Genomic DNA, 12,291 nt, shown 5'->3' with positions numbered 1-12,291 from the left:
TCCACCCTATTCGACTATTTTTAAATACTATCTTTTTATGCTTTATCAGTATATGAAACAGCACATATCAACATTCCTTTCTAATTATATCACAAAAAAATGTTCCATGGTTATAATCATTTACATTTTTGTATAAAAATGAAATTTTAGAACAAAATAGTATTACAATAAAAAACATCAAATATTTTTAAAGGAGTATATCTATGGATTACCAAAATCTTATATTAAACACAAAATCTGTTAGAGAATATAAAAAAGACACCATTGATATTCAAAAGTTAAAAATAATAAAAGAATACGCTGAAAATTGTATCAAAATTGATGATAATATTAAAATTGATGTACGTATACTATCTAACACTGAAAGCTATATTTCTTTATATGGTATTGCTGGTTATAAAGGCAATATGATAGATGCACCACATTATATTATAATACTTTCAGAGAAAAAACCATATTATATTGAAAATGCTGGCTATATTGGTCAAAATATGATTTTAAAAGCGACAGAACTAGGCATTGCTTCCTGCTGGATTACATTTTCTGATAGTCAAGTGGTCAAAGACTGTTTAAATATACTTTCTGATAAAGAAGTAGTTGCTCTTATTGCTTTAGGTTATGATGCAAATGCTCCTCAAAAAGGAACAATTACTTCTTTTCATACAGACTGTAAAATTGATTTAGATGAAATGGTATACATTGACAAATGGGGAAATGGTGCAGATGCTTCTATATTAGAACAAAGGGGACTTCTAGAAGCATTTGCTTTTTCAAAATTTGCTCCCTCTGCTCTTAATGGACAACCTTGGCGTTTTCTTCTAACAGGAGGAAAAGCCATACTTGCCATTAAAAAAGATAAAAATACAAATGTCTATGAACAAAAAATTGATACTGGTATTATTATGTTTGTATTTCAAGCGATTGTTAGTAGCACATTGTTTGATTTACAATGGAAATTAGAACAGCCTGTAGATTTTATAAAAATTCCAAAAGAGTTTGAAATTGTTGGTTATTGTATGGTATAATAAAGTCATATCAAATATAAACAAATATGAGAAAGGCGGAAACATAATTATGGGAATAAATTACCAAAATCTTATACTAAATACAAAGTCTGTTAGAGAATACAAAAAAGATACCATCGATAACCAAAAATTAAAAACAATAAAAGACTATGCTCAAAATTGTATTAAAATTGATGATAGCATTGAAACAGATGTGCGTATACTCAGCAACGAAGCATATCTTAGTTTACATGGTGTTGCTGGTTACAAAGGTAACATGATAGATGCACCTCATTATATTATAGTACTTTCAGAGAAAAAACCATACTATATTGAAAATGCTGGCTATATTGGTCAAAATTTAATATTAAAAGCAACAGAATTAGGCATCGCCTCCTGCTGGATTACATTTTCTGACAGTCAAGCAATTAAAGATAGTTTAAATATCGTTTCTGACAAAGAAGTTGTTGCTCTTATTGCTTTAGGTTATGACGCAAATGCTTCACAAAAAGGAAGTGCTACTTCTTCCCATATAGATTATAAAATTGGTTTAGATGAAATGGTATACATTGACAAATGGGGAAATGGTGCAGATGCTTCTGTATTAGAAGAAAGAGGACTTTTGGAGGCATTTGCTTTTTCAAAACTTGCTCCTTCTACTTTAAATGGACAACCTTGGCGTTTTCTTTTAACAGGCGGAAAAGCTATACTTGCTATCAGAAAAGATAGTAATACAAATACTTATGAACAAAAAATTGACACTGGTATTATTATGTTTGTATTCCAAGCCATTGTTAGTAGCACATTGTTTAATTTGCAATGGAAATTAGAAAAACCTACAGACTCTATAGAAATTCCAGAAGAATTTGAAATTGTTAGTTATTGTATGGTATAATTATAAAATTATATCAAATACAACATAAATATAAGAAAGGCGGAAACATAATTATGAAAAAATATGAATGTGAAGTATGTGGATACATCTATGACCCAGCAGTAGGAGACCCAGAACATAATATTGCACCTGGCACACCTTTTAGCCAGCTTCCTGATGATTGGGAATGTCCTTTATGTAATGTTGGTAAAGACCAATTCAAAGAAATACAATAATAGTAAAACCTTCTATGTTATTTTTATCATAGAAGGTTTTATTATTTTTTATCCTCTTATATTAATATCAAAAGAAGCTTTTTTAAGAGAATGTATTCTTCTTCTTTTTTCTTTTTGTTCTGCTTCCACTTGATACATATTTTTATTTGCACTTGCTAGCATCAATTTAATTCTATTTAATTGGTTCACTTCACTTGCTCCTGGGTCATAGTCAATTGCTACAATATTAGAAAGAGGATATTTTCTTCTTAATTCTTTTATAACACCTTTTCCTACTACATGATTTGGCAAACAACCAAAAGGCTGTGTACAAACAATATTGTTTACTCCTGAGCGTATTAGTTCTAACATTTCTGCTGTTAAAAACCAACCTTCTCCTGTTTGATTGCAAAGTGATACAATAGGTTCTGCATATTTTCCTAAAACTCTTATATTATCTGGAGCATGAAATCTTTTACTTTCTGTCAGCGCTTTTATCATAGGCCTTTGATAAAATTCTATAATTTCTATGCCAATATCACTCAACAATTTGCCTTTTAGAGAACTTCCTAAATATTTTCTTTTTTGTGAAGCATTATAACAACTATACAATCCAAATCCTAATAAATCAGGTACAACTGCCTCTGCACCTTCCGCTTCTAAAAGTGAAACAATATCATTATTTGCCGTTGGGTGAAATTTCACAAGTATTTCTCCTACTACACCAACTTTAGGTTTTACTTCATCTGTAATTTCTAAAACATCAAAATCATGTATAATATTTTCTATATTCTTACAATATGTACTCCATTTTCCTTTTACAATATCTTTTTTTACTTTCTCATTCCAATGCTTATACAATGTATTTGCTGAATTTTTAAATTTTTCATAAGGACGTACTTTGTAAAGTACTCTCATAAATAAATCGCCATATACAAATCCTTGTAACATTTTATGAAGTAATTTAGGTGATAGCTTAAATCCAGGATTTTTTTCTAATCCTCCTGTACTAATAGAAATGACAGGAACATGGGACATACCTGCATTTTCCAGTGCTTTTCTAATAAAATTGATATAATTTGTAGCACGACAGCCTCCTCCTGTTTGTGAAATTAAAACAGCTGTTTTATTCACATCATAATTTCCTGACTTTAAGCCATTTATAAGCTGTCCTACTACAATCAAAGCAGGATAACACGCATCATTATTTACATATTTTAATCCTGTATCAATAGCATTTCTATCCATAGCAGGCATAACATCTAAATTGTAGCCACTGCTTTTAAATACTTCTTTTAATATATCAAAATGAATTGGTGACATTTGAGGGCAAAGTATTGTATAGTCTTTTTTCATTTCTTTTGTAAATACAATTCTTTTTAAAGAGGCATCTCCTTGATATATCTGTACATTTTTTTCTGCCCTATCTTCTATTGCTGCAATCAAAGAACGAATTCTAATTCTTGCTGCTCCCAAATTATTTACTTCATCAATTTTAAGAGAAGTATATATTTTTCCTGCTTTTGTCAATATGTTTTTTACTTCATCTGTTGTTACAGCATCTAAGCCACAGCCAAAAGAATTTAATTGTACATACTCCAAATTTTGCTGTGTCTTTACAAAAGCAGCTGCTTCGTACAATCTGGAATGATATGTCCATTGGTCACGTACTACCATAGGACGCTCTACTTTTCCTAAATGTGCTACACTATCTTCTGTAAATACTGCAATATTATAGCTTGCTATTAATTCTGGTATGCCATGATTGATTTCAGGGTCTACATGATAAGGCCTTCCACCTAATACAATACCTGTCATATTATGCTGTTTTATATATTGTAATGTTTCTATTCCTTTTTTGTGAATGTCTTCTCTAAATTGTCCCCATTCTTGCCAAGCAGCATTTACAGCAGACATTACTTCTTTTGCAGATATTTCAAGAGGTTTACACTCCTGTATAAGTCTTTTTATTAATACTGTTTTATCTTCCATAGATAAAAATGGATTTAAAAATTTAATATTTTGCTCTCTTAAATCTTCTACATTATTTTTAATATTTTCTGAATAAGATGTAACAATAGGACAATTGTAATTGTTGTCAGCTTCTGCTATATCTCTTCTTTCATATACTATGCTTGGATAAAATATAAAACGTATACCAGAGTTAATCAAACTCATAATATGTCCATGTACTAATTTCGCAGGATAACAAGCAGACTCACTTGGTATAGACTCAATACCTTTTTCATATATTGCTTTACTAGAATAAGGAGAAAGTTCTACTCTATATCCTAAATTTGTAAAAAATGTAAACCAGAATGGATAATCCTCCCACATATTTAATACACGAGGAATACCTACTACACCACGATATGCTTTTTCCAACTCTAAAGGAATATACTGCTCAAACAATCTTTTTCTTTTATATTCATATAAATTTATAGCACTATTTTGTCCTTTTTCCTTTCCTAATCCTCTTTCACAACGATTTCCTGTAATAAATTTTCTTCCATTTGAAAAATTATTGATAGTCAAAAGGCAATGATTAGTGCAACCTTGACATCTTGTTAATGTAGATTTCATTTCTAATTCATTCATTTTTTGTTTTGAAATTAATGTTGTTTGATAGCCTTCTTTATATTTTTCACGTGCAATCAGTCCTGCACCAAATGCTCCCATAATTCCTGCAATATCAGGTCTTACTGCTTCCCTACCACTTATAATTTCAAAACTTTTTAATACAGCATCATTGTAAAATGTGCCACCTTGTACTACTATGCTTTTACCCATTGCTTTAGGGTCTGCAATTTTAATAACTTTTAATAAAGCATTTTTGATAACAGAATAAGCTAATCCAGCAGAAATATCTGCTACCTCTGCTCCTTCTTTTTGTGCCTGCTTCACACGAGAATTCATAAATACAGTACATCTTGAACCTAAATCAATAGGATTTTTTGCAAAAAGTGCTACTTTTGCAAATTCTGATACACTATAATTTAATGATTTAGCAAATGTTTCTATAAAAGAACCACAGCCTGAAGAACAAGCCTCATTTAACTGCACACTATCAATCACATCATTTTTAATTCGAATACATTTCATATCCTGTCCGCCTATGTCTAATATAAAATCGACATCAGGTTTAAAAAAGCTAGCTGCTTTATAATGTGCTACTGTTTCAATATATCCTAAGTCAATCATAAGTGCTTCTTTAACTAGGCCTTCCCCATAGCCTGTTACACAAGAATTTCTAATATTGACACTTTCTGGCATACTGTCATATAATTCGTTTAAGCTCTTTATAATCACTTTAAGAGGATTTCCTTCATTACTTCCATAATAAGAATATAATAATTCTCCTTTTTCAGATACAAGTGCAACTTTTGTTGTAGTAGAACCAGCATCTATACCTAAAAAAGCATCTCCTTTATAAGTGGACAACTCAACTCTTTCCACCTTTTCTTTTTCATGTCTTTTTTGAAATGCTTCATATGCTTGTTTATTTTCAAAAAGTGGTTCTAGCCTATTTACTTCTACTGCTAACTCTTCTCCATGATAAATATTTTCTAATAAGAAATCAAAATTTATTTGTTTTGCATTTTCTTCATTTGATATTGCTGTACCATAAGCTGCAAACAAATGAGAGTTTACTGGTAATATTGCTGTTTCTTCTGTCAATTTTAATGTTTCTATAAATCTCTGACGCAATTCAGACAAAAAGTGTAGAGGACCACCCAAAAATGTAACATATCCTCTAATAGGTTTACCACAAGCAAGGCCACTAATTGTTTGATTTACGACTGCTTGAAATATAGATACTGCCAAATCTTCTTTTGCTGCACCTTCATTAATTAATGGTTGTATATCTGTTTTTGCAAACACACCACATCGAGAAGCAATAGGATAGATTACTTTATAATTTTTTGCCAATTCATTTAAACCACTTGCATCTGTTTGCAAAAGGCTAGCCATTTGGTCTATAAAAGAACCTGTTCCTCCAGCACAAACACCATTCATTCTTTGTTCAATGCCATTTGAAAAATAAATGATTTTTGCATCTTCTCCACCTAATTCTATAGCAACATCTGTTTTTGGTGCTATTATTTCAATAGCTTTTGCTGTTGCTACTACCTCTTGTATAAAATCAATATTTAGTGACTTTGCTATAGAAACTCCTCCGCTTCCTGTCAGCATAGCATAAAAAGGAATATCTCCTAAATTTAATTTTGCTTCTTCTAACAATTCTGCTACTGTCTTTTTTATCTCTGAAAAATGTCTTCTATATTGACTAAATATTATATTATTTTTACTATCAATTACAACTACTTTTACTGTTGTTGAACCAATATCTATACCCATTTTACAACACTGCTTCTGCATAGAAATATCCTCCTTTATCACTATTTTCTGTTTGGGATATAGCCTCTATTTCTGACCATATTACCCTAAATGTATTTTCCCACTTTTCTTCTGTATCAATATTATTGTCTAATATATGTAAAGCAACCATACCATATTTTAATGCAATCATAGTTGTTGCATAAACATCAGTATCAATTTCTGCTGCAATAATACCATCTTTTTTTCCTTTCTCTAAAAGTCCTTTTAGTAAAAAATGCTGTTTCTGATTACACTCGCAACTTTTTTTTGACAAATACAAATATTTTTTCATTCCTTCATATATTAAAAACTGTATTTCTCTAAAACTGACATTCTCTTCTATTCCAAATATTAGTTTTGGCATAAATGTATACCAATCATATATATTTTGTGCTATATTAAATTCTTTATTTTCTAGTATCATTTTTTCTAATGTCTGAGTTGAACTTTCTAAATAAGGATATAAATATGTCACTATCACATTATATATCAAGTCATCTTTATTTTTAAAATAATGGTAAAAACAGCCTTTTGTTATATTTGCTTTTCTTATAATTTCATTTGTAGAAACACCTGCAAATCCATTTTTTAAAAATACCTGAAATGCTATTTTAATTATATTTTTTTTCATTATAACAGAGTTCTCTCCTCTCCTTTTCAGACATATCATAACAAACCGAGCAGTCGGTTTTCAGATACCATTATAATAAAAAATTTATAAAATACAATAGAATTTGCTGTGAAGAAATTGTTAAAACTTTTTACTATACCTATTTATTATCCATTTTATGAAAATAAAATACTTTTTTATGTTTACTTTACACACTTATTCACAATGATTTTACTAAAACATATTTCATTCTAACATAAAATCAAACAATACTAATACAATATTGTTAATTCACTTTCTACTATTTGCATTAAATAAAAAAAATCATATACTTTATTAACAAAGATATGACTTATTACAATATTATTTCTTGCTATTTATTTTTAATCCCAAACTCCACAGGAAACAATCAACATCAAATTCTTTTTTATTGCCATATAAATAAAATCATCTGAATAACTTCCACCGATTTCAATTGCTTTTGCATTTTCAAATTTATCAATATATTTTTTTTGTTTTAAAGCTGAAATTTTATTTCGAGAGGAAAAATACTCTATTTCTTTTACAATATATTTCCAATCTCGTTTTATAAATCGTAGCTCTTTCACAACTGCATAAGGTAAATAAAGTGCTTGTCCTTTTGTCAAAATTTCTTTTCTTTCTAATTGTGGTATATTCCAAAAATTTTTATCCCATTCTTCAAAAAATGCTATACTAGAAAAAATCGCTCTAACATATGCAGATACAATATTATTTTTTAAATACCCCTTTGGAAATTCAAAAGTATCTATAAAAATCCCTAAAGGATAAGTTCTAAACCAATTTTCATGTTCTTCTTTTATATCTATCCATTCTAGCCGCTCTGCAAAGTGACAAAATTCATTATAATTTGATACTACTCTTTTTAACAAATTTAAACTTTGTTTCATTATTTTTAAATTCCTTTTTATTTATTTCGTTCAAAAGACAAATATCTTGTTCCTTGGAAGCACAAATTACCTATATCTCCTTCTTTTAATAAACCATATTCTGTCCCATTTACATGAAATTCCATTCTATCACCACTAGCAAATTCAAATGTAACATAATATAATGTGTTTGACGTAGTATGATAACCATGCCCTCCTGTTACATCTCCTGCATTTACATGATTATGGCGTGCTACATTTATTCTTTTTGATACTACTTCTGCAGAAACATCAATCTGTGGAGAATGGTTATTTTTATTCCATGTGCCAACACTTTTTATTATCATTACTACAAAAGAAACAATTATCATAATAAATACAATAGTAAACATAATAGAAAATATACCAAAGCCTATAGAAAACATACCAAGCCACATTTCTATGCCTCCTATAAATTTATTTTTCAATAAAAAAATGGGAGTTACAGGGCTCGAACCTGTGACCCTCTGCTTGTAAGGCAGATGCTCTCCCAGCTGAGCTAAACTCCCATAATAACGACTCAGAAGGGGCTCGAACCCTCGACCTCCGGCGTGACAGGCCGGCGCTCTAACCAACTGAGCTACTGAGCCATATGAAATTAAAATTAACAGGGGCAGAAGGACTCGAACCCTCGACATTTGGTTTTGGAGACCAACGTTCTACCAACTGAACTATACCCCTTTGCTACGGTAGTGATAAAATTGGCTCCCCGAGTAGGATTCGAACCTACGACCCTCCGGTTAACAGCCGGATGCTCTACCGCTGAGCTATCGAGGATTAACTTAAAATTGAGTATGTCCCCATTTAGCAAAATACACCCTCAAAGCTGAATACAAGCTATCATCAAAAATCTTTTTTTTACTAGGTCAAGCCCTCGGTCTATTAGTATTGGTCAGCTCAATACATTGCTGCACTTACACCTCCAACCTATCTACCTTGTTGTCTTCAAGGGACCTTACTCACTTGCGTTTTGGGATATCTTATCTTGAGGGTGGCTTCACGCTTAGATGCCTTCAGCGTTTATCCAGTCCATACTTAGCTACCCAGCTATGCATTTGGTATGCAACTGGTACACCATTGGTATGTCCATTCCGGTCCTCTCGTACTAAGAACAGCTCCTCTCAAATATCCTTCGCCCACAACGGATAGGGACCGAACTGTCTCACGACGTTCTGAACCCAGCTCGCGTACCGCTTTAATGGGCGAACAGCCCAACCCTTGGGACCTACTTCAGCCCCAGGATGCGATGAGCCGACATCGAGGTGCCAAACCTCCCCGTCGATGTGAACTCTTGGGGGAGATAAGCCTGTTATCCCCAGGGTAGCTTTTATCCGTTGAGCGATGGCATTCCCACTTATTACCACCGGATCACTAAGTCCTACTTTCGTACCTGCTCGAACCGTCGCTCTCGCAGTTAAGCCACCTTTTGCCTTTACACTCTTTGAATGGTTTCCAATCATTCTGAGGTGACCTTCGAGCGCCTCCGTTACTCTTTTGGAGGCGACCGCCCCAGTCAAACTGCCCGCCTGACATTGTCCTTCATCTGGTTCACAGATGCAAGTTAGAAATCCAATGATATAAGAGAGGTATCCCACCAGCGGCTCCACGAATACTAGCGTACTCGCTTCCTAGCCTCCCTCCTATCCTGTACATATATCATCGAATCCCAGTATCAGGCTGCAGTAAAGCTCCATGGGGTCTTTCCGTCCTGTTGCGGGTAACCAGTATCTTCACTGGTTCTTCAATTTCACCGGGCGTGTTGTTGAGACAGTGCTCAAATCGTTACACCTTTCGTGCGGGTCAGAACTTACCTGACAAGGAATTTCGCTACCTTAGGACCGTTATAGTTACGGCCGCCGTTTACTGGGGCTTGAATTCAAAGCTTCAGCTTACGCCTTACCTCTCCTTTTAACCTTCCAGCACCGGGCAGGTGTCAGCCCCTATACTTCACCTCTCGGTTTCGCAGAGACCTGTGTTTTTGCTAAACAGTCGCTTGAGCCTCTTTTCTGCGGCCAGCTCTCACTGGCTCCCCTTCTCCCTAAGTTACGGGGTCTTTTTGCCGAGTTCCTTAACAACACTTCTCCCGTCAGCCTGTGGATTTTCTCCTCATCTACCTGTGTCGGTTTACGGTACGGGTACAAATAATGCTATAGCGGCTTTTCTTGACAGTGTGGATTTAGTAACTTCCTTACTCTTTTTCAGTCCTCATCACATTTCAGCTCAGTCTGACGGTTTTTCCTATCTGACATACCTTTATGCTTGACCGGGTTTTTCCTTTCCCCGGTTTACCTATCCTCCTGCGTCCCCACAGTTCTGATTATTTGTAGTACTGGAATTTCTACCAGTTATCCATCGACTACGACCTTCGTCCTCGCCTTAGGCCCCGACTTACCCTGGGAAGTTTAGCTTTACCCAGGAACCCTTAGATATTCGGCCTAGAAGTTTCTTTCTTCTATCTCGCTACTCATTCCGGCATTCTCTCTACTGCTTCGTCCATCATTGCTCTCGCTTTGACTTCTTCCTTTTGCACTATGCTCCTCTACCACTCCCTACATCCGTAGGAAATCCGTAGCTTCGGTGGTATGTTTTAGCCCCGTTTATTTTCGGCGCAGGTTCTCTCGACTAGTGAGCTGTTACGCACTCTTTTAATGTATGGCTGCTTCTAAGCCAACATCCTAGTTGTCTTTGAAATCCCACATCCTTTCCCACTTAACATACACTTCGGGACCTTAGCTGTCGGTCTGGGCTCTTTCCCTTTTGACCACGAGACTTATCTCACGTAGTCTGACTCCTGAGGATATCTTGACGGCATTCTTAGTTTGATATGAGTTGGTATCCTTTTTGGGACCCGCGTCAGTTCAGTGCTTTACCTCCGTTAGACTTCTCTCAAGGCTAGCCCTAAAGCTATTTCGAGGAGAACCAGCTATCTCCGAGTTCGATTGGAATTTCTCCGCTATCCACACCTCATCACCACCTTTTTCAACAGATGTGTGTTCGGTCCTCCAAAACCTTTTACGGTTCCTTCAACCTGGACATGGATAGGTCACCCGGTTTCGGGTCTACTATCACTAACTATATCGCCCTCTTCAGACTTGGTTTCCCTTCGGCTTCCTGCCTTATTAACAGTTAACCTCGCTAGTAATTGTAACTCGCCGGACCGTTCTACAAAAAGTACGCCATCAGTTTCCCTCTGGCTGTTTGTAAGCACGGGGTTTCAGGTTCTCTTTCACTCCCCTCCCGGGGTCCTTTTCACCTTTCCTTCACAGTACTGCTTCTCTATCGGTCACTGGGGAGTATTTAGGCTTGGGGGGTGGTCCCCCCGGCTTCCTACAGGGTTTCTCGTGTCCCGTAGTACTCTGGATACTGTCGGCTGAATTTCAATTTCGTTTACCGGACTTTCACCTTCTTTGGTGTGCTTTCCCAAAACACTTCAACTATCTCCATTCAATACCTTACACAGTCCTCAACCCCAGAAAACTTTGTCTCCTGGTTTGGCCTCTTTCCCTTTCGCTCGCCGCTACTTAGGAAATCGATTTTTCTTTCTCCTCCTACTGCTACTTAGATGTTTCAGTTCACAGCGTTCCCTTCTGTATGCTATGGATTTACATACAGATACCTAAGGTTTTCTTAGGCAGGTTCCCCCATTCGGATATCTCCGGCTCATTGGCTATGTGCGCCTCCCCGAAGCTTTTCGCAGCTTATCACGTCCTTCATCGGCTCCCAGTGCCAAGGCATTCACCTCGTGCTCTTTCTTGCTTGACCTTAAATGTAGTAGCGTTACTACTTTTTTACTTTATTTATAGAAGTTTGTTTCAAAAATTTATTATTGCTCGATTTTTGACTCTTTTTTCTTGTATTCAGTTTTCAAGGTGCATACAGACTTCTTTTCGTCTGTTACTGGAGATTGCGAGATTCGAACTCGCGACCCCCTGCTTGCAAGGCAGGTGCTCTCCCAACTGAGCTAAACCCCCATTTATTTCTATATTGTTTTTTTATTTTTACATTAAAAAATGGGCTCAAGTGGACTCGAACCACCGACCTCGCGCTTATCAGGCGCGCGCTCTAACCGGCTGAGCTATGAGCCCATAAATTCTGGCAATCATCTACTTTCCCAGGCGGTCCCCCACCAAGTATCATCAACCGTTTACGTCTTAACCGTCGTGTTCGGAATGGGTACGGGTGTTTCCCATAAACGCATCATCACCAGAAATTTCCATTTTTTTATTTAGAACTTTTATCAGTCCTTCAAAACTGAACAGTT

General features: G+C 35.0%; 7 protein-coding genes, 6 tRNA genes and 2 rRNA genes. 3 read left to right on the top strand and 12 right to left on the bottom strand.

Features of this window, described 5'->3' with window-relative positions:
- The first annotated feature begins 203 nt into the window (after window positions 1-203).
- Genes C820_RS04780 through rd form a run of 3 tightly spaced genes read left to right on the top strand, consistent with a single transcriptional unit; the run spans window position 204 to window position 2,114 of the window.
- Complete coding sequence (locus C820_RS04780; RefSeq protein ID WP_004037691.1) at window positions 204-1,025, top strand: nitroreductase family protein; 822 nt, start codon at window positions 204-206, stop codon at window positions 1,023-1,025.
- Window positions 1,026-1,074: 49 nt separating this feature from the next.
- A complete protein-coding gene (locus tag C820_RS04775; protein WP_004037693.1) occupies window positions 1,075-1,899 on the top strand; it encodes a nitroreductase family protein in 825 nt (274 codons plus the stop codon).
- Between the two features lie 53 nt (window positions 1,900-1,952).
- Window positions 1,953-2,114 carry a rubredoxin gene (rd, locus tag C820_RS04770; protein ID WP_004037695.1) on the top strand — a complete coding sequence of 54 codons (162 nt, stop codon included), beginning with the start codon at window positions 1,953-1,955 and terminating at the stop codon, window positions 2,112-2,114.
- A 48-nt stretch (window positions 2,115-2,162) separates the two neighbouring features.
- Here the strand turns inward: rd and C820_RS04765 are convergent, their stop codons facing one another.
- From C820_RS04765 to rrf, 12 genes are all read right to left on the bottom strand, one after another.
- Entirely contained in the window at window positions 2,163-6,473 is a 4,311-nt protein-coding gene (locus C820_RS04765) for a 2-hydroxyacyl-CoA dehydratase (protein ID WP_004037698.1), read from the bottom strand.
- A complete protein-coding gene (locus C820_RS04760; protein WP_004037700.1) occupies window positions 6,454-7,104 on the bottom strand; it encodes a TetR/AcrR family transcriptional regulator in 651 nt (216 codons plus the stop codon). Before C820_RS04760 ends, C820_RS04765 begins: the two co-directional genes overlap by 20 nt.
- A gap of 362 nt (window positions 7,105-7,466) precedes the next feature.
- A complete protein-coding gene (locus tag C820_RS04755; protein ID WP_004037702.1) occupies window positions 7,467-8,012 on the bottom strand; it encodes a hypothetical protein in 546 nt (181 codons plus the stop codon).
- Between the two features lie 17 nt (window positions 8,013-8,029).
- On the bottom strand, window positions 8,030-8,428 hold the full coding sequence (locus C820_RS04750; RefSeq protein WP_004037704.1) for a DUF2500 domain-containing protein: 399 nt from the start codon (window positions 8,426-8,428) through the stop codon (window positions 8,030-8,032).
- A gap of 38 nt (window positions 8,429-8,466) precedes the next feature.
- Window positions 8,467-8,539: transfer RNA gene (locus C820_RS04745), tRNA-Val, on the bottom strand.
- Between the two features lie 7 nt (window positions 8,540-8,546).
- Window positions 8,547-8,620 (bottom strand) — tRNA-Asp (locus C820_RS04740).
- An 18-nt stretch (window positions 8,621-8,638) separates the two neighbouring features.
- A tRNA-Trp gene (locus C820_RS04735) sits at window positions 8,639-8,711 on the bottom strand.
- Window positions 8,712-8,732: 21 nt separating this feature from the next.
- Window positions 8,733-8,807 (bottom strand) — tRNA-Asn (locus C820_RS04730).
- Window positions 8,808-8,892: 85 nt separating this feature from the next.
- Window positions 8,893-11,792: ribosomal RNA gene (locus tag C820_RS04725) — 23S ribosomal RNA — on the bottom strand.
- Window positions 11,793-11,928: 136 nt separating this feature from the next.
- Window positions 11,929-12,001 (bottom strand) — tRNA-Ala (locus C820_RS04720).
- A 40-nt stretch (window positions 12,002-12,041) separates the two neighbouring features.
- Window positions 12,042-12,115, bottom strand: a tRNA-Ile gene (locus C820_RS04715).
- Window positions 12,116-12,120: 5 nt separating this feature from the next.
- A 5S ribosomal RNA gene (rrf, locus tag C820_RS04710) occupies window positions 12,121-12,238 on the bottom strand.
- Window positions 12,239-12,291 lie beyond the last annotated feature (53 nt).

The sequence above is a fragment of the Clostridium sp. MD294 genome, from assembly GCF_000364165.2.
Lineage (GTDB): Bacteria > Bacillota > Clostridia > Lachnospirales > Anaerotignaceae > Coprocola.
This window is presented reverse-complemented; position numbering and strand designations above follow the sequence as displayed.

What these genes read in the sequence shown, in the direction of transcription:
- C820_RS04780 (WP_004037691.1), top strand. Translation starts at nt 204, where the DNA reads ATGGATTACCAAAATCTTATATTAAACACAAAATCTGTTAGAGAATAT.
- C820_RS04775 (WP_004037693.1), top strand. Translation starts at nt 1,075, where the DNA reads ATGGGAATAAATTACCAAAATCTTATACTAAATACAAAGTCTGTTAGA.
- rd (WP_004037695.1), top strand. Translation starts at nt 1,953, where the DNA reads ATGAAAAAATATGAATGTGAAGTATGTGGATACATCTATGACCCAGCA.
- C820_RS04765 (WP_004037698.1), bottom strand. Translation starts at nt 6,473, where the DNA reads ATGCAGAAGCAGTGTTGTAAAATGGGTATAGATATTGGTTCAACAACA.
- C820_RS04760 (WP_004037700.1), bottom strand. Translation starts at nt 7,104, where the DNA reads ATGAAAAAAAATATAATTAAAATAGCATTTCAGGTATTTTTAAAAAAT.
- C820_RS04755 (WP_004037702.1), bottom strand. Translation starts at nt 8,012, where the DNA reads ATGAAACAAAGTTTAAATTTGTTAAAAAGAGTAGTATCAAATTATAAT.
- C820_RS04750 (WP_004037704.1), bottom strand. Translation starts at nt 8,428, where the DNA reads ATGTGGCTTGGTATGTTTTCTATAGGCTTTGGTATATTTTCTATTATG.